General features: G+C 68.4%; 21 protein-coding genes. 13 read left to right on the top strand and 8 right to left on the bottom strand.

The window, feature by feature from the left end; all coding sequences use genetic code 11:
- Positions 1-102 precede the first annotated feature (102 nt).
- Positions 103-1,182 (bottom strand): ribonuclease D, encoded by a 1,080-nt coding sequence (gene rnd / locus AC5P8R_RS04615; RefSeq protein ID WP_046431761.1) that lies wholly within the window; start codon positions 1,180-1,182, stop codon positions 103-105.
- Between the two features lie 84 nt (positions 1,183-1,266).
- Between rnd and AC5P8R_RS04610 the strand changes: the two genes are divergently transcribed.
- Both AC5P8R_RS04610 and AC5P8R_RS04605 read left to right on the top strand, forming a co-directional pair.
- Positions 1,267-3,153 (top strand): formylglycine-generating enzyme family protein, encoded by a 1,887-nt coding sequence (locus AC5P8R_RS04610; protein ID WP_014647818.1) that lies wholly within the window; start codon positions 1,267-1,269, stop codon positions 3,151-3,153.
- Positions 3,154-3,237: 84 nt separating this feature from the next.
- The gene (locus tag AC5P8R_RS04605; protein WP_495223040.1) at positions 3,238-4,134 is read left to right on the top strand and encodes a M48 family metallopeptidase; all 897 of its coding nucleotides are present in this window, start codon (positions 3,238-3,240) and stop codon (positions 4,132-4,134) included.
- A 640-nt stretch (positions 4,135-4,774) separates the two neighbouring features.
- On the opposite strand, the gene xseA is transcribed toward AC5P8R_RS04605, so the two are convergent.
- Together xseA and queG are read right to left on the bottom strand one after the other, a co-directional pair.
- Positions 4,775-6,106, bottom strand: a complete 1,332-nt coding sequence (gene xseA, locus AC5P8R_RS04600; RefSeq protein WP_495223039.1) for an exodeoxyribonuclease VII large subunit — start codon at positions 6,104-6,106, stop codon at positions 4,775-4,777.
- A gap of 44 nt (positions 6,107-6,150) precedes the next feature.
- Positions 6,151-7,221, bottom strand: a complete 1,071-nt coding sequence (gene queG / locus AC5P8R_RS04595; RefSeq protein WP_032956157.1) for a tRNA epoxyqueuosine(34) reductase QueG — start codon at positions 7,219-7,221, stop codon at positions 6,151-6,153.
- Between the two features lie 23 nt (positions 7,222-7,244).
- Here queG and AC5P8R_RS04590 point away from each other — a divergent pair, with 23 nt between their 5' ends.
- From AC5P8R_RS04590 to AC5P8R_RS04565, 6 genes are all read left to right on the top strand, one after another.
- A complete protein-coding gene (locus AC5P8R_RS04590) occupies positions 7,245-8,729 on the top strand; it encodes an NAD(P)H-hydrate dehydratase (protein WP_495223038.1) in 1,485 nt (494 codons plus the stop codon).
- Positions 8,726-9,208, top strand: coding sequence for a tRNA (adenosine(37)-N6)-threonylcarbamoyltransferase complex ATPase subunit type 1 TsaE (gene tsaE / locus AC5P8R_RS04585; RefSeq protein WP_049405932.1), 483 nt, complete (start codon positions 8,726-8,728; stop codon positions 9,206-9,208). The genes AC5P8R_RS04590 and tsaE overlap by 4 nt, the downstream gene beginning before the upstream one ends.
- An 82-nt stretch (positions 9,209-9,290) precedes the next feature.
- The gene (locus AC5P8R_RS04580; RefSeq protein WP_495223037.1) at positions 9,291-10,859 is read left to right on the top strand and encodes an N-acetylmuramoyl-L-alanine amidase; all 1,569 of its coding nucleotides are present in this window, start codon (positions 9,291-9,293) and stop codon (positions 10,857-10,859) included.
- A gap of 146 nt (positions 10,860-11,005) precedes the next feature.
- Entirely contained in the window at positions 11,006-12,910 is a 1,905-nt protein-coding gene (gene mutL / locus AC5P8R_RS04575) for a DNA mismatch repair endonuclease MutL (protein ID WP_046431747.1), read from the top strand.
- An 11-nt stretch (positions 12,911-12,921) separates the two neighbouring features.
- Entirely contained in the window at positions 12,922-13,851 is a 930-nt protein-coding gene (locus tag AC5P8R_RS04570) for a DUF1684 domain-containing protein (protein ID WP_014647811.1), read from the top strand.
- A gap of 2 nt (positions 13,852-13,853) precedes the next feature.
- The gene (locus AC5P8R_RS04565) at positions 13,854-14,816 is read left to right on the top strand and encodes a TraB/GumN family protein (RefSeq protein WP_495223036.1); all 963 of its coding nucleotides are present in this window, start codon (positions 13,854-13,856) and stop codon (positions 14,814-14,816) included.
- Between the two features lie 74 nt (positions 14,817-14,890).
- Here AC5P8R_RS04565 and phaR read toward each other — a convergent pair whose 3' ends face one another.
- The 3 genes from phaR to gluQRS all read right to left on the bottom strand — a co-directional run bounded on the left by phaR (position 14,891) and on the right by gluQRS (position 17,286).
- Complete coding sequence (gene phaR / locus AC5P8R_RS04560; RefSeq protein ID WP_041864232.1) at positions 14,891-15,424, bottom strand: polyhydroxyalkanoate synthesis repressor PhaR; 534 nt, start codon at positions 15,422-15,424, stop codon at positions 14,891-14,893.
- 183 nt (positions 15,425-15,607) lie between these two features.
- The gene (locus tag AC5P8R_RS04555) at positions 15,608-16,348 is read right to left on the bottom strand and encodes a beta-ketoacyl-ACP reductase (protein WP_014647808.1); all 741 of its coding nucleotides are present in this window, start codon (positions 16,346-16,348) and stop codon (positions 15,608-15,610) included.
- 17 nt (positions 16,349-16,365) lie between these two features.
- Positions 16,366-17,286 carry a tRNA glutamyl-Q(34) synthetase GluQRS gene (gene gluQRS / locus AC5P8R_RS04550; RefSeq protein ID WP_495223035.1) on the bottom strand — a complete coding sequence of 307 codons (921 nt, stop codon included), beginning with the start codon at positions 17,284-17,286 and terminating at the stop codon, positions 16,366-16,368.
- A 93-nt stretch (positions 17,287-17,379) separates the two neighbouring features.
- Here gluQRS and htpX point away from each other — a divergent pair, with 93 nt between their 5' ends.
- Positions 17,380-18,246 carry a protease HtpX gene (gene htpX, locus AC5P8R_RS04545; RefSeq protein ID WP_014647806.1) on the top strand — a complete coding sequence of 289 codons (867 nt, stop codon included), beginning with the start codon at positions 17,380-17,382 and terminating at the stop codon, positions 18,244-18,246.
- A gap of 666 nt (positions 18,247-18,912) precedes the next feature.
- On the opposite strand, the gene AC5P8R_RS04540 is transcribed toward htpX, so the two are convergent.
- Positions 18,913-19,740 carry an inositol monophosphatase family protein gene (locus AC5P8R_RS04540; protein WP_005417749.1) on the bottom strand — a complete coding sequence of 276 codons (828 nt, stop codon included), beginning with the start codon at positions 19,738-19,740 and terminating at the stop codon, positions 18,913-18,915.
- Positions 19,741-19,860: 120 nt separating this feature from the next.
- Here AC5P8R_RS04540 and AC5P8R_RS04535 point away from each other — a divergent pair, with 120 nt between their 5' ends.
- The 3 genes from AC5P8R_RS04535 (at position 19,861) to AC5P8R_RS04525 (ending at position 23,733) form a co-directional block, all read left to right on the top strand.
- On the top strand, positions 19,861-20,631 hold the full coding sequence (locus AC5P8R_RS04535) for an RNA methyltransferase (RefSeq protein ID WP_032956141.1): 771 nt from the start codon (positions 19,861-19,863) through the stop codon (positions 20,629-20,631).
- Between the two features lie 103 nt (positions 20,632-20,734).
- Positions 20,735-21,610 (top strand): phosphate/phosphite/phosphonate ABC transporter substrate-binding protein, encoded by an 876-nt coding sequence (locus AC5P8R_RS04530; protein ID WP_227864238.1) that lies wholly within the window; start codon positions 20,735-20,737, stop codon positions 21,608-21,610.
- Positions 21,607-23,733, top strand: coding sequence for a putative bifunctional diguanylate cyclase/phosphodiesterase (locus tag AC5P8R_RS04525; RefSeq protein ID WP_014647803.1), 2,127 nt, complete (start codon positions 21,607-21,609; stop codon positions 23,731-23,733). Before AC5P8R_RS04530 ends, AC5P8R_RS04525 begins: the two co-directional genes overlap by 4 nt.
- A 67-nt stretch (positions 23,734-23,800) precedes the next feature.
- Here the strand turns inward: AC5P8R_RS04525 and epmB are convergent, their stop codons facing one another.
- Positions 23,801-24,841, bottom strand: a complete 1,041-nt coding sequence (gene epmB, locus AC5P8R_RS04520; protein ID WP_495223034.1) for an EF-P beta-lysylation protein EpmB — start codon at positions 24,839-24,841, stop codon at positions 23,801-23,803.
- Between the two features lie 96 nt (positions 24,842-24,937).
- Here epmB and efp point away from each other — a divergent pair, with 96 nt between their 5' ends.
- Positions 24,938-25,504 carry an elongation factor P gene (efp, locus tag AC5P8R_RS04515; RefSeq protein WP_005410381.1) on the top strand — a complete coding sequence of 189 codons (567 nt, stop codon included), beginning with the start codon at positions 24,938-24,940 and terminating at the stop codon, positions 25,502-25,504.
- The last annotated feature ends 10 nt before the right edge of the window (positions 25,505-25,514 follow it).

The following is a 25,514-nucleotide window of genomic DNA, read 5'->3' as shown; positions in this document are numbered from 1 at the left end:
CCTCGCACTGCTGGAGTGCGCAGGGCGGCCCGGTGATCCGGGTCGCCCTTCTTGTTGCGTTCGACGGCGGCGGGAATGCAATCCGGCGCCGCGCCCGGTGCTTCAGCGTGCCGGCAGCAGCGCCTGGAGCTGCGATTCCAGTTCCTGCTGGCGCCAGCCGGCCAGTGCGGCCGGCCACTGGCGGCGTTCCAGATAGCTTTCCAGGTGCTTGCGTGAGGCCAATACGCCATCCGGCAGGCCCAGTTCGCGGCTGCGCTCGGCAACCGCGTCCTGCAGCTTCTTCAGTGCCTGCTTGTTGCTGTCGTTGGCCGGCAGCGCCAGCGGTGCTTCGGCCTCATCGGCCAGCGGCGTATCCAGCGCCTGCCACACAGCGCCCGCGAGCTTGCGCGGTGCCTTCGGGAACTGTTCGAACAGCTTGCCCAGTGCGGCGGCATCGGCCGGTGGCGTGCGTGCCAGCGTGGCGGCCAGTTCGTTGTCCAGGATCCAGCTGCGCGGGCGGTCGCTGCTGCGTGCCTGCACATCGCGCCAGCGCAGCAGACGCAGCAGCCGATGCTGTGCGGCCGTGTCGAGGAACTGCGCCGAGCGCATCGCCAGGTGCGGCCAACGGTCTTCGTCATTGGCGACGCTGGCCAGCAGGCGCTCGCCGTCGTCGTGCAGCCACTGCTGGCGGCCCAGCGCCTGCAACCTGGCATCGATGGCGTCATGCAGCGCGAACAGGTGCTCGACATCGTCGGCGGCGTACTGCAGCTGCGAGTCGGACAACGGGCGGCGCATCCAGTCCGAACGGGTTTCGCCCTTGGCCAGCGCCACGCCGGTGATTTCCGCGACCAGCTTCTGGTAGCCCATACCGCCACCGATGCCGGCCAGCGAGGCGCCGATCTGGGTGTCGAACAGCGGACGTGGCAACACGCCGCAGGCCCACTTGAAGGCGACCAGGTCTTCGCTGGCGCTGTGCATCACCTTGACGATCGATTCATCGGCCAGCCACGGCGCCAGCGCCTCCGTCATGCCGGGAATCAGGGGGTCGATCAGCAGGATGTCCTGCCCGACCGCCATCTGCACCAAGGCCAACTGCGGCCAGAAGGTGCGTTCACGGATGAATTCGGTGTCCAGGCCGATGCGGGCCGGACGCTGCTGGAAGTACGGATCCAGCTCGGCGGGGGTGGTGATCCAGATTGCCACGGGTCAGGGCCTACTACTCGGGTTTGCTCAGGCAGGGGAGAATAGCCTAACGTCGGTCCGCATCCGTGCCGAAGGAGATCCTGCTTGCGTTTTCCGCTGTCGTCCGTGCTGTGCACCGCCCTGGCCCTGGCCGGCTGCACGCCGTCGCCCTCGGCGACACCGGAGCCGGGACCGGCTGCTGGCGAAGACGCACGGCCGCAGCAAGGCATGCAGGCGGACGCGACGCCGGAGGCGGCGCAGGGCAGCGTCACCATCGCCGGTGAGGATGCCGCCGAGGATGTGCAGCGGTGGACGCCACCGCGGGTCGATCGGCAGGGGCGCAGCCTGGCCCAGCTGCGTCGCGCGGCCGAGAAGGCGTTCGCCGAAGGGCGCCTGTACGAGGACGCCGACGCGGCGGTTCCGCTGTGGCTGGCGGTGCAGGAAGAAGACCCGGATGACCGCCAGGCCCGCAACGGCCTGCAGCGCGCCCGCCAGCGCCTTCAGCAGCAGGCCGATGCCCTGCTGGTCCGGCCGCTGCAGCAGCGCGAGGCGCTGGCCGAGGCCAGCCGCCAGGCACTGGTGCTGCTGACCCTGGCGCCGAAGGATGAGAAGGTTCGCGCGCTGCAGGGACGGGTGGAGCTCGCCCAGCGCGTGGTGGCCTACAACCGTGCCGGCGAGGAAGACCTGCGTTCGGGGCGGATCGGTGAGGACGGTGACGGCGCGATCGGCAACTTCCGTGAAGCGCTGGCCCTGGATGAACACAACAGCCGGGCACGGCAGGGCCTGGCGGCGGCCGAGAGTGGCCTGATCCGCCGTGCCGAGGACGCGGCGCGGGTGCGTGACTTTGCCAGCGCCGGCACCTGGCTGGCCGAAGCCAGCAAGGTCCGTGACTCATCACCGGCCATTGCCGATGCCTTCGAACGTATCGAACAGATACGCGCGGCGGCACTGCTGCAGCTGCGCGATGATGGCCTTCGCGAACTGGCGACGCCACAGGGCCTGAAGCCGGCGCGCGAGAAGCTGGCCGAGGCCCTGCGCATCGCCTTGCCAGGGGATGCGGTGGTGGCCCAGTTGCGCGAACGCATCGACCTGGCCACCCATTACGGCAGCTTCCGTCCCGGGCAGGTGTTCAGCGACGCCATGCGCGATGGCGGGCGCGGCCCGCAGATGATCGTGGTGCCGCATGGTGGCTTCCAGATGGGCGCGGGTGATGCCGAGCCCGGTGCCAGCGATGCCGAGCGGCCCTCGCATTATGTGCGCTTCGACCGCGGGTTTGCGATGGCGATCACCGAGATCACGGTCAGTGATTTCGAGCGCTATGTGAAGTCGACCAATGCGCGGCCGCGTGCGACCCGGCGCGGCCACTCGGTGGTCTATGACGAGCGCAGCGGCAATTTCATCCGCCGCAGCGGTGTGGACTGGCGTTCCGATTACGATGGCGCGCGCGCACTGGGCAATTCGCCGGTGATGCATGTGAGCGTGCGTGATGCCGAAAACTACGCGGCGTGGCTGTCCGAGCAGACAGGACGCAGCTACCGGCTGCCGAGCGAGGCCGAATTCGAGTACGCGCTGCGTGCCGGCAGCAGTGGCCGTTATCCGTGGGGCGACGCCGGCACGCCGCCGCCCGGCGCTGGCAACTTCACCGGCAGCAAGGATGTCTCGCCCTCGGGGCGGCACTGGCACAACGCCTTCGTCGGCTATGGCGATGGCTGGTGGGGGCCCGCGCCGGTGGCCAGTTTCCAGGCCAATGCCTTCGGCCTGCACGACATGGCTGGCAATCTCAGCGAGTGGGTGGCCGACTGCTGGCATGCCAGCTACCGGCGTGCGCCGTCCGATGGTGTCGCCTGGTTCAACCCGGGCTGCCGGTCGCGGGTGATCCGGGGCGGCAACTGGGCCAATGCGCCCGAGCAGACCCGTGCGGCCTGGCGGCAATCGCAGGACTCGGACACCACCAACGCGCGCATCGGCTTCCGTCTGGTGCGGGGCATCTGAGCATCGGGCTTCACCCGCTGCTGGCGTCCGCGCACTAAGATTGCGCCGTGCCCGCCGGCCGGCGGGGCCTGCTGGAAGACACCGATGCGCAACGATCCCTTTTCCCGCTCGCCGCAAGGCCCGCAGCGGCGCGGCCTGTTCGGCAACATCCGCTGGTGGGTGCTGCTGCTGGCAGCGGGCTATGCGGTGTTCTACTGGTTCTCCAATCGCACGGTCGATCCCTATACCGGCGAGAAGGTGATGATCGACAGCAGCCTGGATGCGCGCCAGGAGACCGCGCTCGGGCTGCAGGCCTACCAGCAGATCCTGTCGCAGGAACGGCCGATGGATCCGAATGCGCCGATCGCGCGTGATGTGCGCGACATCGCCCAGCGCCTGATCGCCAAGGTGGACGTGGTGGAGACCGCGCTGGCACAGGAGCACGGCGTGCAGCCGGCGCATTTCGCGCGGGATTTCCAGTGGGAAGTGAATGTGATCCCGTCCGAGCAGGCCAATGCGTTCTGCCTGCCGGGTGGCAAGATGGCGGTCTACACCGGCCTGGTGCCGGTGGCGCGTACGCATGACGCGATGGCGGTGGTGATGGGCCATGAGATCGCCCATGCGCTTCTACGCCATGGTGCACAGCGGATGGCGCAGCAGAAGCTGACCCAGATCGGGCAGATGGCTGGTGCCGCCAGCGGCATGGATGCGCAGCAGCAACAGATGATGATGTCGGCGATGGGCTACGGCTACCTGCTGCCCTATGCGCGCAGCCACGAGACGCAGGCCGATGAAGTGGGGCTGATGCTGGCCGCAGCGGCCTGCTTCGATCCCCGCGAGGCGGTGCCGCTGTGGCAGCGCATGGGCCAGGCCAGTGGCGGCCAGGCGCCGCCGGAGTTCGCCTCCACCCACCCGAACCCGGGTACCCGCATCCAGAACCTGCAGGCGCTGATGCCGAAGGCGCTCGAGTACCGGCAGAAGTTCTGCGAGCAGGCAAAGTAGGGGGAGGGGCGGCAGGGCTTGCAGCCCTGCACCCGCGGTAGGTAGTGCCGGCCGCTGGCCGGCACCTGCAACAGCAGAAGCGGGTTTCCTGAGGGTAGGCGGGGTGGGTCCGGTTGCGGGAGACGCCGTAAACCCGTCCATGGGGGCTTGGCCGCGGCATCCATGCCGCGGACACTCCCGCCACCGGACCCACCCCGCCTTCGACAGTTTGCTGCGGTCTGTGGGAAATGCTCTTGGGGTCAGATCCGTTTTCCGTAGGAAAACGGATCTGACCCCGAATTGATTCGATATCTGACAGGATCTACCGTGTCGACCAAGCTCGACACCTACCAACAGTCATCGGAATCTGTCAGAGGTGGGGCGGTGTGGCTGTGCAGGACCGTTGGCGCCATCGAGCCCCCAAGGGTGAGGGCGCTTTGCTTGCGAAGCACTGCTTCGCAAGCGCCCGAACGCACAGCCGCCGGCGGCTGGGCCGGACCGCGCAGCGGGGTTTACGGCGTGTCCTGCACAGCCACACCGCCCCGCCAAACCATCAGCAATCCAGAGCCGCTTTTGCTGTTGCTGTTGCTGTTGCTGTTGAGGTTGCCGGCCAGCGGCCGGCACTACCGCAGGTGCAGGGCGCAGCCCTGCCGAACACCCCTTACTTGACCTGTACGTCGATCACGCCGTCGCCAACGCGGGCCTGCAGGGCGTCACCAGGCTGCACCTGGTCGATGTGCCGCACCAGCGTACCGTCATCGCTGCGGGTCAGGATGCTGTAGCCACGCGCCACGGTCGCCAGCGGGCTGACTGCTTCAAGTGAACGCGCCAGTCCGCGCAGTCGCAGTGCATCGCGCTCCAGCAGGCGCTGCATCGCGGCCTGCGGCCGCCCGCGCAGGGCAGCCAGACGGCGCTGCATCGCATGGAGCTGGCGCTGCGGATGGTGCCCGCGCAGCACTGCCGCCGCATGACGCAGGCGCGCGGCGCGGCGCTCCTGCTGCTGGTTGAACGCCGCATGCAGGCGCCGGCCCAGATCCAGCTGGCGTCGGCGCAACAAGTCCAGCCGCGCCTGCGGGCTCTGGGCGTTCAGGCGCAGCAGGGCGCGGTCGGCGCGCTGCATCGCCTGCTGCATCGCATGCCGTTGCAGCTGCACCATGCGCGCGGCCGTGCGGCGCAGGCGCAGGGCCAGTTCGCGCTGGTCGGGTACCAGCAGTTCAGCTGCCACCGAAGGCGTCGGCGCACGCAGGTCGGCGGCGAAGTCGCTGAGGCTGAAGTCGGTTTCGTGGCCGACCGCCGAAACCACTGGGGTGTGGCTGGCGGCGATCGCACGGGCCAGGGCTTCGTCATTGAAGGCCCACAGGTCTTCCAGCGAACCGCCGCCGCGGGTCAGCAGGATCACGTCGTAGCGACCACTGGCATCGGCCGCCTGCAGCAGGCGGGTGATCTGCGCGGCGGCGCTGCTGCCCTGCACCAGGGTCGGCAGCAGGTCGACTTCCAGCAGCGGGAAACGGCGGCCGAGCACGCTCAGCACATCGCGCACGGCGGCGCCGGTCGGCGAGGTGATCACTGCCAGACGTTGTACATGCGCCGGCAGTGGCCGTTTGCGCGCCGGGTCGAACAGGCCCTCGGCCTCCAGCCGTGCCTTCAGTTCCTCGAAGGCGCGGCGCAGTGCGCCTTCGCCCGCCTCTTCCATGTGGTCCAGCACCATCTGGTACTCGCCACGGGCGTCGTACAGGGTCACCTTGCCGCGCACCAGCACGCGCATGCCTTCGCGCGGCACGAACTTCAGGTACTGCGCCTTCATCCGGAACATTGCGGCACGCAGCTGCGCACGCGCGTCCTTCAGGGTGAAATACAGGTGACCGGAGGCAGGACGCGCCACGCTGCCCAGTTCGGCCTCGACCCAGATCGCCGGGAAACTGCCTTCCAGCAGGTCGCGGGCCAGGGTGTTGAGCTGGCTGGGGGTGAAAATGTCGTTGTTGCGTGGCTGCATGGGAACGGCGTGCTGCGGGTGGAGCGGGGGCTCAGGATCGCACGTCAGCGCGCCGTGTGCTGGCCCAGCGCCCACTGCACGTGTTCACGCACCAGCGGCGAGGGATCATCGACGCGGGTCTGCAACGCGGCCAATGCTTCGGCCGAGGACGGTGCGTTGCCCAGTGCCACGGCGATGTTGCGCAGCCAGCGCTCGTGCCCGCTGCGGCGGATCGGGCTGCCCTCGGTGCGGCGCAGGAACTCGGCCTCGTCCCAGGCGAACAGCTGGTCCAGGCGCGCGGTATCGAGGTTGTTGCGCGCGCGGAAATCGGCTTCGTCGGTGCGCTTGGCGAACTTGTTCCAGGGGCAGACCAGCTGGCAGTCGTCGCAGCCGTAGATGCGGTTGCCGATCAACGGACGCATGTCTTCGGGAATGGCGCCGTCGTGCTCGATGGTCAGGTAGGAAATGCAGCGCCGCGCGTCCAGCCGCTGCGGGCCGGTGATGGCCTGGGTCGGGCAGACATCGATGCAACGCGTGCAGGTGCCGCAGTGCGCCGTGGCCGGCGTGTCGATCGGCAACGGGATGTCGATGTAGATCTCGCCGATGAAGAACCATGAACCGCCATGGCGGTCGATCAGGCAGGTGTGCTTGCCGATCCAGCCGAGGCCGGCGTTGCGCGCCAGTGCGCGTTCCAGCACGGGGGCGGAATCGACGAACACGCGGTAGCCCAGTGGCGCTACTTCATCGTTGATCTGCGTCGCCAGCTTCTGCAGGCGGTTGCGCATCAGCTTGTGATAGTCGCGGCCCAGCGCGTAGCGCGCCACGTAGGCGCGGCCCGGGTCGGCCAGGGTCGCCCAGGCTTCGGTGTCGTCCTTGTGGCTGTAGTCCATGCCCACTGAAATCACGCGCACGGTGCCGGGCAGCAGCTCGGCCGGTCGCGCGCGCAAGGTGCCGTGGCGCGCCATCCAGTCCATCGTGCCGTACAGGCCCTGGCCCAGCCAGTCGGCCAGGTGCGCTTCATCCTCGCCCAGTTCGATACCAGCGATGCCGCAGCGCTGGAAGCCATGCGCACGCGCCAGTTCGCGGATGCGCTGCACGGCCTGGACCGGATCGACAGGGGTGGGGGCGGGGGACATGTGCACCAGTATAAAATCCCTGCATGGCCAACCTTGCCGATCTGTTCGATTCCGCTGCCGCGCGTGCGCTTGATGCGCAGGCCTCGGCGTTGGCCGCCGACGGCGGCTGGGGCCTGATGGCGCAGGCCGGCCAGGCCGCCTGGCAGTGCCTGCTGCAGCATTGGCCGCAGGCGCGGCGGATCGGCGTGGTGGTCGGCGCTGGCAACAATGGGGGCGATGGCCATGTGCTGGCCCGTCACGCGCTGCAGGCCGGGCGCGAGGTGACAGTGATCACCCTGCCGGGCAGGCCGCCCTCGACCGCGCTGGCACAGCGTGCAGCATCTGAATTCAGGTCCGGCGGCGGCACCATCACCGATTTCGACGGCATGCTGCCCGAGGCCGACGTCTGGGTCGATGCCCTGTTCGGGCTGGGCTTTGATCGCGCGCCGGAGGGTACGGCGCAGGCGTTGATTACCGCGCTCAACGCGCAGACTGCGCCGGTGCTGGCGCTGGATGTTCCCAGTGGCGTCGATGCCGACCGTGGGGCGGTGCCGGGCGTAGCAGTGCGCGCTGCACTGACCCTGCAGTTCATCGTGGCGCATCGCGGGCTGTATTCCGGCGATGCGCTGGATCATTGCGGGCAGAAGGTCCTGGCGCCCCTGCCGTTGCCCGCGGCGGCCTGGCAAGGCGTGGTACCCGCTGCGGAGCACTGGACGCAGGTGAGGTTGCGGGCCCTGTTGCCACCGCGCCGCGCCAATACCCACAAGGGCGAATCCGGGCACGTGCTGTGCGTCGGCGGCAACCATGGCAGCGGCGGTGCCATCGCGATGGCGGCCGAAGCCGCCTTGCGCGCGGGTGCGGGGCTGTTGAGCCTGGGCACCCGCCGCGACCACGTCGGTCCACTGCTGGCCCGGTTGCCCGAGGCCATGACCCATGCACTGGAAGATGGCGATGTGCTGCCGGTGCTGCTGGACAAGGCGAAGGTGGTGGCGATCGGGCCCGGTCTGGGCCAGGACGAATGGGCACGCGCCTTGTTTGCGCGGGTGCTGGCCAGCAACAAGCCATTGGTGGTCGATGCCGATGCCCTGAACCTGCTGGCGCAGGATCCGCGCGCGTTGCCCGATGCCATTCTCACACCGCACCCGGGCGAGGCCGCGCGCCTGCTCGGCTGCAGCACGGCTGAAATCCAGGCCGACCGCTACACCTGTGCGCACATGCTGGCCGAGCGCTTCCATGCCGTGGTGGTGCTGAAGGGCGCTGGCAGCATCGTGGCAGCGCCTGGGCAAACGCCCCGGTTGATCGCTGCCGGTAACCCAGGGATGGCCGTGGGAGGCATGGGCGACCTGCTCACCGGCATCATCGCCAGCCTGCGCGCGCAGGGCCTTGCGGCCTTCGATGCCGCGGCCGCGGGCGCGCTGCTGCATGCGCTGGCGGGCGATGCAGCTGCCGCCGATGGCGCGCGCGGCCTGCTTCCTACTGATCTGCTGGCGCCGCTGCGGCGACTGGCCAACCCGGACCTCTCCCCATGACCGAATTCTTCCTTGCCGACAGCGACGCCACCGAACTGCTCGGGCAGTGGCTGGCGGCCACCCGGCCGCCGCAGGCGCTGATCGAACTGCGCGGCGACCTGGGTGCCGGCAAGTCCACCACCGCCCGCGCGCTGCTGCGCGCGCTGGGCGTGCAGGGCGCGATCCGCAGCCCCACCTACACCCTGGTCGAGCGCTATCCGCTGGCCAGTGGCGGTGAGGCGTGGCACCTGGACCTGTATCGCATCGGCCAGGCCGGTGAGCTGGATTTCCTCGGCCTGGACGAGGGCAGCGCGGTGCTGTGGCTGGTCGAATGGCCGGAACGGGGCGCCGGCGCGCTGCCGCCGACCGACCTGGTGGTGGCGCTGGAGATCGAGGGGCAGGGACGACGCGTCCGTCTCACTGGGGCCAGCGACGTAGGACATGAATGGCTGGAACGGCTGCCGCAAGGGGGCGACTTGCAGGCCATTTCTGTCGGCTGACGAGAACAAAGACCGGCAGGTTACGGATTATTAAGGAAAAAGGTGTTGCATTCCGTTCAGCGCGGTGATTGAATCCTGAGCCATGCGCCCGGGGAACCGTCTCATCGCCATCTGTGCCGCCGTCGGACTGGGTCTGGCGAGCGTCAGTGCGTGGGCGGGTGAAGTCCGACAGGTCCTGCTGAACACCGGCGCTACCGGCACCCGTGCCGAGATCTCGCTGGTCGGCAGTGGCGGCTACAAGACCCTGTCGCTGGCCGGCCCGAACCGCCTGGTGGTCGATTTCCCCGACTCCAGCGCCATACGCAACCTGAAGATGCCGGCCGCGCAGGGCGTGGTCACGGCGGTGCGTACCGGACAGCCGGTCCCGGGCACGTTCCGCGTCGTTTTCGACCTCGCCGAATCGGTGGCGCCGTTCCGCCCGCAGATGCAGCGCGAGGGCAATGAATCCAAGCTGGTGATCGAATGGCCGGGCGATGGCCCGGCCGTGGCCAGCAGCCGCCCGGCGGCGACGCCAGCCGTGCAGCCGCAGGCGCCCGCGGCGGGAGCTGCACCTGTACCGACTCCGGCCGAGAGCGCGCAGTCGCGCACCGATGCCGCGCGTGCCACGGCCCTGCTGACCGCACAGGTACAGCAGCAGGCCAGCGCCACTGCCGCCGCACCGGCCACGCCGACCCCGGCACCAACCACCGCGCCGGCCCAGGTTGCTGCGGCCGGTGTCACCGCCAGCAGCACGCCGTCGTCCTCGCCGGCCGCGATCCTCGCCGGCCAGCGCACCGCAGCGGTGGTGAACACGCCGCCGGCCACCGTGCCTACACCGGCACCGACGCCGGTGGAACCGCCGCGTCCTGTCATGCCCAGCGATGCGTCGCGTATCCGCATGCAGGCCGGCATGCGCCACCTGGTGGTGGCGATCGATCCCGGACACGGCGGCCAGGACCCGGGTGCGATCGGCCCGACCGGCAAGCGCGAGAAGGATGTCACTCTGGCAGTGGCGCGCGAGCTGGCCCGCCAGGTCAACGCCACGCCAGGCCTGAAGGCCTACCTGACGCGCGACAGCGACGTGTTCATTCCGCTGCCGATGCGTGCGCAGAAGGCGCGCGCGAACAAGGCGGACATCTTCATCTCGATCCATGCCGACGCGGCCGAAAACCGCTCGGCCACGGGCTCATCGGTCTACGTGCTGTCGACCAAGGGCGCCTCTTCGCAGCGCGCCCGCTGGCTGGCGGACAAGGAAAACGCGGCCGACCTGGTCGGTGGCGTGCGCCTGCAGCAGACCGAAGGCACCCTGGCCAACGTGCTGCTGGACCTGGCGCAGAGCGGCTACATGAAGGCGTCCGAAGACGCGGCCGGCCACGTGCTGGGCGGCCTGAAGCGGATCGGCAACAACCACAAGCCGAACATCGAGCGCGCCAACTTCGCGGTGCTGCGCACCTCGGACATGCCGGCGATGCTGGTGGAAACCGCGTTCATCTCCAATCCGGATGAAGAGCGCCGCCTGATGGACCCGGCGTACCAGCGCAAGATCGCTGGCGCCGTGCTGGATGGCGTGCACACCTTCTTCAGCCGCCAGCCGCCGCCGGGGACGTTGTATGCGGCCCGCGCCCAGGCCGAGATCGACGCGGCCGGCACCATGGCCGGCGGCAGCAAGTAAGCCGCCGAAGGCGGGTTACTGCTTTCCGTAGAGTCGAGCCGCGCTCGACTGGGCCTTGTCGGTAGCCCGCAGTCGAGCATGGCTCGACTCTATCCTCGGCAGCTCCGCTATCATCGACCCATGAAGTCTGCTGCCCATCACCTCCCATGAGCGCGCCCGGTCCGCGCCCGATCCGGCCGTTGCCGGAGATCCTCATCAACCAGATCGCCGCTGGCGAAGTGGTCGAACGGCCCGCGTCGGTGGTCAAGGAACTGGTCGAGAACGCGATCGATGCCGGCGCCAACCGTGTCGACATCGATCTGGAAGAGGGCGGTGTGCGCCTGATCCGCATCCGTGACAATGGCAGCGGCATCGCACCGGAGCAGCTGCCGCTGGCGGTATCGCGCCACGCCACCAGCAAGATCGCCGACCTGGACGATCTGGAATCGGTGGCAACGCTGGGGTTCCGCGGTGAAGCGCTGCCTTCGATCGCCTCGGTCAGCCGCTTCACCCTGGCCTCGCGCCGCGCGCATGACGAGCACGGTTCGGCGTTGCAGATCGAAGGCGGCAAGATCGGCGAGGTGACCCCGCGCGCGCACGCGCCGGGCACCACGGTGGAAGTGCGCGAGCTGTTCTACAACGTGCCGGCGCGGCGCAAGTTCCTGCGCGCCGAGCGCACCGAACTGGGCCATATCGAAGAGTGGCTGCGTTCGCTGGCGCTGGCACGGCCGGATGTCGAGCTGCGCGTGTCGCACAACGGCAAGGCCTCGCGTCGTTACAAGCCGGGCGATCTGTATTCCGATACACGCCTTGCCGAAACGCTGGGCGAGGATTTCGCCAACCAGGCCGTGCGCGTGGACCACAGCGGTGCCGGACTGCGCCTGCATGGCTGGATCGCGCAGCCGCATTATTCGCGCGCGAGCGCCGACCAGCAGTACCTGTACGTCAACGGTCGCTCGGTGCGTGACCGCAGCGTCGCCCACGCAGTGAAGATGGCCTACGGCGATGTGCTGTACCACGGCCGCCAGCCGGCCTATGTGCTGTTCCTGGAACTGGATCCGACCCGCGTCGACGTCAACGTGCACCCTGCCAAGCACGAAGTGCGCTTCCGTGATTCGCGGCTGGTCCATGATTTCGTCTACCGCACGCTGAAGGATGCGCTGGCCGATACCCGCGCCGGCATGTCGGCGCAGGAGATCGGTGCCGGTGCTGCGCAGCCGGTGGATGCCACGGCCATGCCGATGGCATCGAGCGCAGGCGCGTCGGGATTCGGGCTGGTGCGTGGGCCCGCGCCGGGTGCCGGCTCGGGAGGTGGTGGTGGCGGATTCTCCGGATGGCGCCCGCAGCAGCCGCTGGGCCTGCAGGTGGCCGATGCACCGGCTGCCTATGCCGCGCTGTATGCCGCACCGGCCGGCGCCGAGCGCGGTGCTGCGCTGCCGCCGATGCCGACCGAGAACGGACTGCCGGTCACCAGTGCCGACGCAGGCGTGCCGCCGCTGGGCTATGCGATCGCGCAGCTGCATGGCATCTACATCCTGGCCGAGAACGCCGAAGGCCTGATCGTGGTCGACATGCATGCGGCCCACGAACGCATCGGCTACGAGCGCCTGAAGAACGCGCACGATGGCATCGGCCTGCAGTCGCAGCCGTTGCTGGTGCCGATCACGCTGGCAGTGGGCGAGCGCGAGGCCGACACCGCCGAGAGCGAAGCTGAAACCTTGGCGGTGCTCGGCTTCGAGGTGACCCGTGCCGGCCCCGGTTCGCTGCACGTGCGGAGTATTCCGGCATTGTTGGCGCATGCCGAACCGGAAGGGCTGCTGCGCGACGTGCTGACCGACCTGCGCGAGCATGGCCAGAGCCGCCGCGTGGCCAGTGCACGCGACGAACTGCTGTCGACCATGGCCTGCCACGGCGCGGTGCGTGCCAACCGGCGCTTGACCCTGCCGGAAATGAACGCGCTGCTGCGCGACATGGAAATCACCGAACGGTCCGGCCAGTGCAACCACGGCCGACCGACCTGGGCCCGTTTTTCGCTGGCGGAGATCGACCGCTGGTTCCTGCGCGGACGTTGAGGGGAGCATCGATGCGTTATCGGGGAATGGCGGGCCTGCTGGCCGCCGTGGTGTTGGCCGCCTGCAGCCCGGCAACACCGCCGGTGCCGACGGCCGCTGAAGATCCGGCCTACGCGGCCGCGCAGCAGCAATGGCGTGTAGCGCGCTACCAGGACCTGACCCGGCCCGATGGCTGGACGGCGCTGGTGGGCCTGCACTGGCTGCAGAACAAATCGCATTTCGTTGGCAGCGGCGCTACCAACGGCATCCGCCTGACGGTTGGCCCGGACAAGCTGGGCCTGCTGCGTCGCGAAGGGACGCAGTGGTGGTTCACGCCTGAAGCCGGTGTCGATGTCAGTCATGATGGCCTGCCGGTGCGCGGCCGCATCCGCGTTGATACCGACAAGGACGCGCAACCGACGCTGCTGGCCTTCGATGGCGGCAAGGGCCAGCTCAGCATCATCCGCCGGGGGCCGCGGGACGCGCTGCGGGTCAAGCATGCCGATGCGCCTGCGCGGCGTGACTTTGCCGGCCTGCAGTACTGGCCGGGCGGCGTGGACTGGCAGGTGCAGGCGCGCTTCATCGCGCACCCGCCGGGCAAGACCCTGCCGATCGTCGACATCACCGGCCTGACCACCGAGATGCCCAATGCCGGCGCGGTCGAGTTCGAACGCGATGGCCGCAGCTGGCGGCTGGAAGCGATCGGTGCGCCCGGGCAGCCGCTGTTCCTGATCTTCGCCGACCGCACCAGCGGCCGCGGCAGCTATCCGGCCGGTCGCTACCTGGATACCGATGCGCCCGCCGCAGACGGCACCGTGCGCATCGATTTCAACCATGCCTACAACCCGCCGTGCGCGTTCACCGCCTACGCCACCTGTCCGCTGGCGCCACCGGAAAACCGGCTGGACCTGCGCGTGGAAGCGGGCGAGAAGGCGTACCACCTGCCTGAAGGAGAAGGCTGACCATGCCGATCAAACACCTGTTCCGTGCCGCGCTGCTGATGGCGGCGTGCGCGATGGCACCCCTGGCCACTGCCCGCGATGCGCCGGGCACCACGGCTGCGGCCGCGACCGCCGCGGCGGCCAAGCCGCCCGTACCGCTGTTGTGGAAAGTCACCGGCCCGGGCGATGCACGCGTCTACCTGCTGGGGTCGTTCCACCTGCTGAAGCCGCAGGACTACCCGCTGTCGCCCGATGTCGAGCAGGCGTTCGAGGCCTCGCAGCGGGTGGTGTTCGAGCTGTCGCCGGAAGACATGCAGTCGCCGCAGCTGGCCAGCCGCATGGTGCAGGCCGCGACCCGCACCGATGGCAGCGAGCTGAAGCGTGATCTGGATGCGCCGACCTGGCAGAAGCTGCAGGCCTTTGCTGCCCAGAACCAGCTGCCGCTGGCGCAGATGCAGGGCATGAAGGCCTGGTTTGTCGGCCTGAGCATTTCGGTCGGGCAGATGCAGAAACTGGGCCTGGACCCGGCGCTGGGCTTGGACCGCCACTTCATGGAGCGTGCGCAGAAGACCGGCCGCAAGACGGCGGGCCTGGAGGACATCGATACCCAGATCGGCATGCTTGACGGGATGACGGTGCAGGAGCAGCGGCAGATGCTGGCCGAAGCGCTGGACCAGGCCGGCAAGGCCGATGAGCAGGCGCGGCTGCTGCATGATGCATGGCGTCGCGGCGACGAGCGCCTGCTGTGGACCAAGATGGCGGCGGAGATGCGCCAGCAGTATCCGCAGCTGTACCAGCGCATCAACACCGGGCGCAACGATGCCTGGGTGCCGAAGCTGCAGCCGTACCTGCAGGCCGGGCAGGGCGGTACGCTGGTGGTGGTCGGCACGCTGCACCTGCTGGGCAGTGATGGCGTGGTCGAGAAGCTGAAGGCCAAGGGCTACAAGATCGAGCGCGTGTGCACGGGGTGCAAGGCGAAACGCTGACGCATCGTTGGCGCGATGCCAAACAGAACGGCGCGCCAGGGGCGCGCCGTTTTCGTATCAGCCGTAGCTGCCGTTCAGCGGCGGGTCTTGCCGCCGGTGCCGGTGCCCGGTTCGCCGGGCTTGTTGCCGGTGCCGGTTCCCGTTCCGGTACCGCCGGGGCGCGGGCCACCGAAACCGCTGCCCATGCTGCGCTGGAATTCCTGCCACAACTCCAGGTTGCGCTCGGTCAGCTGATTCATCATCGCCCACGGGGTCTGGCCCAGCAGGTTGCCCATCTGCTGGCGGAACTGCTGCTGCTGGTCGAGGAAGACCTGCATGCTGCGCTCCAGATAGTTGCCCATGAAGCCCTGCAGGGAATCGCCGTAGAAGCGGATCAGCTGGCTCAGCAGCTGGGTGGACAGCATCGGTTCGCCGTCCTGTTCCTGGTCGGCGATGATCTGCAGCAGGACCGATCGAGTGAGGTCGTCGCCGCTCTTGGCGTCGCGGACTTCGAAGTCTTCACCGTCCAGGATCAGCTGGCGCACGTCCTCGATGGTGATGTAGCTGGAGATCTCGGTGTCGTAGAGACGGCGGTTCGGATACTTCTTGATGATGCGGGTCGCAGCCATGAAGCGGTACTCGTCACAGTAGACGCGCAGCATGGCGCAGTGCAGCAGCGGTTGCAACCGCTCCAGCCCCCGCCAGGCTTGGCTTTCAGGGGCGATCATGTTGCGCAACAAGGGTTTGCGTGCTGCGCAGCATGACCATCGGCAGGGGCCGCCGGTGCATGCCGCGGCGCCCCCCTGCGCGGCTCACCAGCCCATGTGGTGGCCGCCGTTGATGTCCAGGTTGCTGCCGGTGATCCACGAGGCTTCCTCGGCCACCAGGAAGGACACGCCATAGGCGATTTCTTCCGGCTTGCCGAGGCGTCCGGTCGGGATGTCGGCGATGATCTTGGCGCGCACGTCCTCCGGAACCGCCATCACCATGTCGGTGGCGACGTAGCCGGGCGAAATGGTGTTGACAGTGATGCCGAAGCCGGCGTTCTCGCGGGCCAGCGAGATGGTGAAGCCGTGCATGCCGGCCTTGGCCGCAGCGTAGTTGGCCTGGCCGTACTGGCCCTTCAGGCCGTTGATCGAGCTGATCTGGATGACCCGGCCCCAGCCGCGGCGGCGCATGCCCTCGATGACCGGCCGGGTGACGTTGAACACCGAGTTGAGATTGGTGTTGATCACATCGTGCCACTGGTCCGCGCGCATGCGGTGGAAGGTGGTGTCACGGGTGATGCCGGCGTTGTTGACCAGGATCTCGACCGGGCCCAGCTCGGCCTCGACGGCGCGCACGAGTGCTTCGGCGCTGTCCGGATCGGAGACATCGCCCGGGAAGATCGCCACGTGGTAGCCGCGCTCGGTCATCGCCTGCTGCCAAGCGCGGGCCTTGGCCTCGTCGCGGTAGTTGGTGGCGACCCGGTGGCCCTGGTCGGCCAGGCGTTGGCAGATGGCGGTACCGATGCCGCCGGTTCCGCCGGTGACCAGTGCGACGCGAGATGTCATGGAGTGCTGTCCGGGTATCAGGTGGGGGAAGGGGGATTCTGCAACATCGGCGCGGAAAGTGCGCCGGCCGGCAACAGGATGTCGGTCCGCGGCAGCCGCGCCGGGTCGAACGCCCGTTGCGCAGCCTCCAGCAGCGCATCCCGGTCATCGGCGCCGTCCAGTGCGGCAGGCGCCTGGCCCAGCAGCTGCCAGAGCGCGCGCAATACCGGCACCGGCCGCGTGCTGTCCACCGGCAGCGACGCCAGCGACTTGGACAGTTTGTGCCCCGGTGCATCGAGCAGCAGCGGCAGGTGCCAGTAGCGTGGCACGGCCAGGCCCAGCGCCTGCTGCAGCAGGATCTGCCGCGCGGTGGAATCGAGCAGGTCGGCGCCGCGCACCACTTCGGTCACGTCCTGTTCGGCGTCATCGACCACCACGGCCAACTGGTAGGCCCAGCAGCCATCTGCACGGCGCAGCACGAAGTCGCCAACCTCGGCATGCACGTCCTGTCGCTGCGGGCCGCGCAGGCCATCATCGAAGTGCACGACGCTGCCGCGTGGCACGCGGAAGCGGACGGCAGGGTCCGGTCGTGGCTGTCGCGCAACGCAGCGGTGGTGGATGCCGCCGCTGGCGGCCAGTTCGCTGCGGCTGCAGTGGCAGACAAAGGCCAGATCGCTGGCCAGCAGCACGTCGAGCGCGGCCTGGTAGGCCTCCCCGCGCGCGCTCTGCCACAGGACCGGGCCGTCATGGGTGAGGCCGAAGGCGGCCAGCGCCTGCAGTTGTGCCTCCGCGGCGCCAGGCACCGTGCGCGGCGGATCGACGTCTTCAATGCGCAGCCGCCACAGGCCGCCGTGATGGCGGGCGAGCAGCCAGCTGCCGAAGGCGGCAAGCAGGGATCCGGGGTGGAGCAGGCCGGTCGGCGAGGGCGCGAAGCGGCCGCAGGAAATGGGGGAGGTCATGCTGGCTGAATCGTCGGTCAGGTTGGCGCTTGAATTCAAGCTGACCACACCGCAAATTGACTGGTATCGACCCCTTCCGAGCCGGATTTTCCCATGTTTACCCGCATTGCCCTGTTCCTGGCGACCAACTTCGCGGTCCTGATCCTCGCCAGCATCGTGATGTCGTTGCTGGGGGTCAATCCGAGCCAGATGAGTGGCCTGCTGGTCATGGCCGCGATCTTCGGCTTCGGTGGCTCCTTCATCTCGCTGCTGCTGTCCAAGTGGATGGCCAAGCGCTCCACCGGTGCGGTGGTGATCACCGAGCCGCGCAACCAGACTGAGCGCTGGCTGCTGGCCACCGTCGAGCGGCAGGCCAAGGCGGCCGGCATCGGCATGCCCGAGGTGGCGGTCTATGACGGCCCGGAGATCAATGCCTTCGCCACCGGTGCCAACCGCAACAACGCGCTGGTGGCGGTGTCCACCGGCCTGCTGCACAACATGAGTGAAGACGAGGCCGAAGCGGTGCTGGGCCACGAGATCGCCCACGTCGCCAACGGTGACATGATCACCATGGCACTGTTGCAGGGCGTGTTGAACACCTTCGTGATCGTGCTGGCCCGCGTGGTCGGCGGCATCATCGACAGCGCGCTGTCGGGCAACCGCGAAGGCGGCGGCCGCGGCTTCGCCTACTACATCATCGTGTTCGTGCTGGAGATGGTGTTCGGCCTGTTCGCCACGATGATCTCGATGTGGTTCTCGCGCCATCGCGAGTTCCGTGCCGATGCGGGTGGTGCCTCGCTGGCGGGCCGCCAGAAGATGATCGCCGCGCTGGAGCGCCTGCAGCTCAACCACGGCCAGAGCACGCTGCCGACCCAGATTGCCGCCTTCGGCATTTCCGGTTCGACGGCCAAGAAGCTGTTCATGAGCCATCCGCCGCTGGAAGAGCGCATCGCCGCGCTGCGGGCGTCGACGGCGGCGTAAGCCACCGCTCCACGGTAGTGCAGGAACGCCTGGCCCCGCGCCGGGCGTTTTTGTTTGCGCGATGCATTGCTGATGCCGGATCGTGCCCGGCGGATCGTTTCCGCGCCTGCGGGGAGGTGTCACTTTCTTTGCTCGTGCAAAGAAAGTAACCAAAGAAACACGCCGCCGGGGCGCGAGCCGACGTGCTGCGCACGCCGGTACCCTGCGCTCCTCGGCCCGTCGAGGGACGGTGCGGGAACTCGCTGCGCTCAGACACCCGCACCTCTTCGCCCTCGCCGGACCTGCGGTGCGCGGCTCGCTCAAGGCGGACCCAAGGTCAAATGCCACAGCTGCACCCAGTACATCTTCGCGACGCGTGGATGCTGTTGTTCTTGATCTTGACCTTCCAGTCCGCCTTGAGCGAGCCGAGCATCGCAGGGGAATCAGGGGCGAAGAGGCGCCGGTGTCTGAGCGCAGCGAGTTCGGCGCCGTCCCCTGATTCTCCGAGAAGCGCAGGGAACCGTCGCGTAGCGACGGCTCGCGGCCGGCGGAGCGTTTCTTTGGTTACTTTCTTTGCGCGCAAAGAAAGTGACACCCCTCCGCGGTCGCGGAAACGACTCTCCGTGCGCGCAAACGAAAACGGCACCCTCGCAGGTGCCGTCTCCATGAACCGCATTACGCGAAACCTCAGAACTTCGCGTCGAACTCCGCCGCATAGCCGGTGTTGACCAGCACCTTCTGCAGCGACTCGGCCACCTTCAGGTTGCCGGCCACGATCTGGTGGGTCTCCGGGCCACGGTTGTCCATGCGGCCCAGGGTCGCGCCCTTGAAGTCGCAGACCTTGCCACCCGCCTCGCGGACCAGCAGCAGGCCGGCGGCGATGTCCCACGCCTTCACGCCGGCTTCGAAGTAGGCGTCGGCGCGGCCGCAGGCCACGTAGGCCAGGTCCAGTGCGGCCGAGCCGGTGCGGCGGATGTCCTCGCCGTGCACCAGCAGGGCGTCAACCGCCTTCAGCTGGGCGCTGGCACGGCTGCGCTCGCGCGGTGCGAAGCCGGTGTGGATCATCGTGCCTTCCAGGTCCTTGCGATCGGCCACGCGGATGCGGCGGTCGTTCAGCACGGCGCCAGCGCCACGGCTTGCGGTGAACAGTTCATTGCGCAGCGGGTCGAAGATGACCGCATCGGTCGGTTCGCCATTCTCGACCAGGGCGATCGACACGCAGTAGTGCGGCACGCCGCGCAGGTAATTGCTGGTGCCGTCCAGCGGGTCGATGACCCACATCTGGCGGCGCTCGCCCTGTACGCCACCTTCTTCGCCGAAGATGCCGTAGTCCGGGTAAGCGCGCTTGAGTTCCTTGACGATGACCTTTTCCGCGTCCGCATCCACTTCGCTGGCGTAGTCCATCCGGCCCTTCTGCACCACGTTCAGTGCCTCGAGCTTGTTGATGTTGCGCAACAGGACGTTGCCGGCGAGGCGGGCGGCCTTGACCATGACGGTGACGGCGGGTTTCTGCATGGCGTGGGCTCCCGGAAAGGCAGAAGAGATGGACTGGCGGGGGAAAAGAGCGGGTCCGGCGCAGTGGCCGGCCGCACAGTTTACCATTGGTCATCGTCCAGCTCGACCTTTTCCCTGTTCATGTCCCAGTTTCCCGCCGCCACCCGCCTCCGATTCGTCCTGGTCGGTACCCAGCACCCCGGCAACATGGGCGCTGCCGCCCGTGCCCTGAAGACCATGGGCCTGGCCCGCCTGGTGCTGGTCGCCCCCGAAAAACCGCTGGACGAGGAGGCTTTCCGCCGCTCGGCCGGTGCCGAAGACGTGCTGGGGGACGCCCCGGTGGTGGCCACCCTGGCCGAGGCCGTGGCCGATTGCCGACTGGTGCTGGGCTGCACCGCCCGTGCCCGCCGCGTCCAGCTGGAGGAGTACCTGCCGGCCGATGCCGCCGCCCGTGCGGTGGCCAAGGCGGGCGAGGGCGCCGAGGTGGCGCTGGTGTTCGGTCGCGAGCGCACCGGGCTGACCAACGAGGAACTGCAGCTCTGCCATGCGGCGGTGCATATTCCATCCGACCCGGCGTTCAGCTCGCTCAACCTGGCAGCCGCGGTGCAGGTGCTGGCCTATGAAACGCGCATGCAGCTGCTGGGCGCGCAGCCGGCCGCCGACGCCGAGCCGGGTTTCCGCGAACAGGCCGCCAGCCATGAGCAGATGGAGAGCTTCTTCGCCCAGCTCGGCGACACCTTGGACGAGATCGATTTCCACAAGGGCCGCGCACCGGAATCAGCGATGCGCAAGCTGCGCCGCCTGTTCCTGCGCAGCGAGCCGAGCGAGCAGGAAGTGCGCCTGTTGCGCGGCATCCTGGCCGACACCCAGCGCATGGCGCGACTGGCACAAGCGGGCAACAAGGACAGCTGACGACGTTCTCATTTTTTCGGGTAGTCTGTCCGGATACCCAGGGGGGATGAAGCCTGTGTCGGGTCTGCGAAGGGCAGTGCAGAGGGGACTGCTGAGCCTGGTCATGATCCTGCTGGCCGGGACGGTGCATGCAGCACCGGACCCGGTGCTGGTGCTGGGCCGGATCAGCGATGATCCCAAGGCCCATTACGAGCAGCTGCAGCCGTTGCTGGACTATGTGGTGGCACGCATGCATGACGTCGGCATCAAGGAGGGGCGGATCCTGATGGCGCGCGACCCGCAGCAGATGGCCAGCTATCTGCGGCGGGGGCGGGTCGACTGGGTCACGGAAACGTCGGGTACGGCGGTGGCACTCGGCCAGCGCAGTGGCGCGCGGCCGTTGTTGCTGACCGAGCGCAATGGTGTGCGTGAGTACCAGACCGTGTTCTTCGTGCGCCGCGACAGTCCGGTCCAGCGCATCCAGGATATGCGTGGGCATCGCCTGGCGTTGCAGAACACGGCGTCCACCAGTGCCTACCTGGTGCCGGTGATGACGCTGCTGCAGGAGGGGCTGGCGCCGCAGATCCTGGCCGGCGTATGGGACATGCCGGGCCGGGACAGTGTGGGGTATGTGTTCGCGCGCAGCGAGTTGAACATCGCTACGTTCGTGCACAAGGGCGTGGTTGACGTGGGGGCGGTGAGCAGCGTGGACTGGAACGACGAGCGACGGATGCCGGCGGCATTCCGGCGCGACTTCCGCGAGCTGCTGCGCACCAGGCCCTACCCGCGGGCGGTGGAGATGGTGCGCGCCGACCTCGACCCGCGGGTGCGTGACCGGCTGCAGGACGTCCTGCTGCAGGCGGCCAGTGACCCGCAGGCGCAGGGGGCGTTGCATCGGTTTTTCGGTACTTCCGGTTTCCACCGCGTCGATGCGCATGCGCAACAGCGGCTGGATGAATTGAAACAAGGATTGACGCGCGTGCGGATGGAAGTGGAATGAAGTGGCTCGGCTCGGGAATGCAGGCCCGGTTCCTGCTCGCGATGGGCGGGGCGATGGTCGTGGTGGTGGCGATCCTGGCAGTGTTGCTGGGGCGGCAGGCGGCGATGCAGGGCGAGGTGCGCAACCTCAGTGGTGGCGTCATCCATGAACTGTTCGACCGCAGCGTGCGCAGCCGCGGCGAAGCGATGGCGCGCGAGCTGTCCGACGCGCTGGCCAACCCGTTGTACTACCGCGACCTGGACCAGGTCGGTGCGCTGGTGCGCAGCACCGCACGGCAGCCGGTCGTGCGCTATGTGCTGGTGTTCGACGACCGTGGCCGGCTGGTGCATGACGGCTCGATCGAGGTGTCCGGCTTCGGCCAGCCGATGGCCGACCCGCTCGCTCCCAAGGCCGCGGTGGCGCAGGCGCTGGTGGTGCAGGAATCGCCCAAGGTGCTCGACAACACCATGCCGATCATGGTCGGCAACCAGCGCATCGGCGGCGTCCGCGTCGGCATGGCGCTGGACGAGGTGCAGCAGCGCGAACAGGCAGCCAATGCCACGCTCGGCGAGCGCCTGCAGCAGGTCGGCAGCCGCCACCTGGGCTGGCTGCTGCTGATGCTGGGCCTGCTGGTGGTGATCGGCGTGGCGGTGATCCTGTACGTGCAGCGCACCCTGGTGGCGCCGATCCGGGACCTGGCCGCTGCGGCACGCCGCATCGAGGCTGGCGACTACCAGGCGCCGCTGGCCGAGAACACCCGCAATGACGAGGTCGGCGAGCTGGTGCGCGGCTTTGCCCGGATGCGCGATTCCATCGCCCGCCATGACCGCGAGGTGCGGCGCATGGCCTATACCGATGCGCTGACCGGGTTGACCAACCGGCTGGCGTTCCGGGAAGCACTGGACCATCGCCTGATGGCGGCGCGCGCATCCAATCATCGGCTGGGCCTGCTGTTCGCCGATATCGACGACTTCAAGCGCGTCAACGATACCCTCGGCCACGAGGCCGGTGACGAAGCGCTGTTGCAGTTCGCACAGCGCATCGGGCGCGCGGTCGCCGAAGCGGGAGGCGATGAGGCGCTGCTGGCCCGCTTCGGCGGCGACGAGTTCGTGATCCTGGTCGGCGATGGCGACGTGGCCGCGAACGCCCGGCTGCTGGCCGAGGTGCTGGTGCGCGAACTGGGCAAGCCGCTGGTGGTACAGGGCAGGGAGCTGTTCCTGGGGACCTCGATCGGCGTGACCCTGTTCCCGGACGATGCCGCCGATGCGACCACGCTGCTGAAGAACGGCGACATCGCCATGTACCAGGCGAAGATGGCCGGCAAGAACTGCTACCGCCATTACAGCCGGGCGATGGACCATGCGGTCGAGCGCCGCGTGCACATGGAGCAGGAGCTGCGCGGGGCCTGGGAGCGCGGCGAGCTGCGCCTGGCCTACCAGCCGATCTTCCGCATGCGCGACCGGCGCATGGTGGGCGTCGAAGTGCTGCTGCGCTGGCAGCATCCGACCCTGGGCACGATTCCGCCGTCGGTGTTCATCGAAGTGGCCGAGCAGAGTGGACTGATCGAGATCATCGGCCCGAAGGTGCTGCGTGCGGCCTGCATGGAAGCCTCGCAGTGGCCACGGGGTGCGGGCGGCGACGATCTGTTCGTGTCGGTGAACGTATCACCGCGGCAGCTGCGCGGCGGCGAGCTGCCGGCGCTGGTTGCACAGTGCCTGCATGAGTCCGGGCTACCGGCCTCGCGCCTGCACCTGGAGCTGACCGAAACCGCAGTGATCGGCGACGAGATGGTTGCCGCGCAGCTGCTGGACAAGCTGCACCGCACCGGCGTGAAGGTCTGGCTGGATGATTTCGGAACGGGCTTCTCCGGTCTCAGTCACCTGCGCCAGGTGCCGGTGGACGGCGTGAAGATCGACAAGAGTTTCGTGGCCGACATGCAGCGCGATCCCGACGATCTGGCACTGACCACGGCCATCATCGCCATGGCCCACGCACTGGGCATCACGGTGGTGGCCGAGGGCATCGAGCAGCAGGCGCAGTTCGAACTGCTGGTGCAGCGCGGCTGCGATCTTGGCCAGGGCTACTGGCTGAGCCACCCGGTGACCGCCACCGAAGTGGTGCGGATGATCGAATCGGGTCTCTGACCGACGGTTGTTGTGTCGGGGTCAGATCCCTTTTCCGCAGGAAAAAGGGATCTGACCCCCTGCGGAATTACAGCGGGCGCTTGCTCGGGTCGCCGGGCAGTTCGCGCACCAGCTTGGGGATCAGGTAGCCGGACAGGCGTGCGGTCAGGCCGGCAATCAGCGCCTTGGCCTGGCTGTCGTCCACTTCGAAGTGGGCCACGCCCTCGACCCGGTCCAGCTGGTGCAGGTAATAGGGCAGCACGCCGGCGGCGAAGCTGCGCTCGCTCAGGTCCTGCAGGGCCTGCACGCTGTCGTTGACCCCGCGCAGCAGGACGGCCTGGTTCAGCAACTGGGCGCCGACGCCGCGCAGGCGGCTCATCGCAGCGTCCACGCTGGCGTCGAACTCATTGGCATGGTTGGCGTGGACCACGATCGCCAGCGGCCACGGCAGGCTGCCCAGCCAGGCCAGCAGCTCCTCGTCCACGCGCTCCGGCAGCACGATCGGCAGCCGGGTGTGGATGCGCAGGCGGCGGATGTGCGGGATCGCGCGCAGCGCATCGGTCAGCTCGGCCAGCTTGTGCGTGGCCAGTGACAGCGGGTCGCCGCCGGACAGGATGACCTCGTCGATGTCCGGGTCGGCCGCGATGGCCGCTACGGCCTCCTGCCAGCCGCCCTTGGCGGCGTTTTCCGCGGCATAGTCGAAGTGGCGGCGGAAGCAGTAGCGGCAGTTGATCGCGCAACTGCCGGTGGCGACCAGCAGGGCGCGTCCACGGTACTTCTGGATGACGCCGATGGCCTTCCTGGCGGCACCATCACCCACCGCATCGAAACTGAACCCGGGTGCCGGGCGCATTTCCTCGTCGACGGGCAGCACCTGGCGCAGCAGCGGGTCGGCCGCGTCGCCCACGCGCATGCGCGCCACGAAGCCCTCCGGCACGCGCAGCGCGAACTGGGCAATGGCCGCCTCCGAGACACCCAGCGCGGCCGGGTCCAGCTGCAGCCGGGCCAGCAGGGCGTGCGGGTCGCGCAGCGCCTGGCGCCAGAGCTGCTGCCAGCGCGCGGGCGCGCCTGGCGACTGGGGCCGGGGGAAGGCGGAAAGCTGCATGGAGAGGGGGCCTGCGGTTATCATGGGGGCAGAAAAACAGTCGCCCACCGGCACCCGGTGGGCTTTCCATTCTAACGGCTCGCCGCACCCGCGGCGTTTTTGCCACTCAGGAGTTTACGCATGGCCAGCTACGGCATGAACGACGTCAAGAACGGGATGAAGATCCTGGTCAACAACCAACCGGCCGTCATCATCGACACCGAATACGTCAAGCCGGGCAAGGGCCAGGCCTTCACCCGCGTGAAGTACCGCCTGATCAAGGACGGCCGTACCCAGGAAGTGACCATGAAGTCGACCGACTCGCTGGATGCAGCCGACGTCGTCGATACCGACATGAACTTCATGTACAGCGACGGTGAGTACTGGCACTTCATGGACCCGGAATCCTTCGAGCAGGTCCAGGCCACCAAGGCCGGCATGGGCGGCGCCGAAAAGTGGCTGAAGGGCGAAGAGTCCTGCGTGGTCACCCTGTGGAACGGTGAGCCGATCTTCGTGCAGCCGCCGAATTTCGTCGAACTGAAGATCACCGAAACCGATCCGGGCGTCCGTGGCGACACCTCGGGCGGCGGCGGCAAGCCGGCCACCCTGGAAACCGGCGCCGTGGTCCGCGTGCCGCTGTTCGTCAACCAGGACGAAGTGATCCGCGTCGACACCCGTTCGGGCGAATACTCCGCACGCGTCAAGTAAGGTTCCGGCC

Source organism: Stenotrophomonas sp. YJH_SMC_73 (assembly GCF_059370155.1).
The sequence above is the reverse complement of the archived record's forward strand: the minus strand, read 5'-3'. Positions and strand labels throughout refer to the sequence as shown.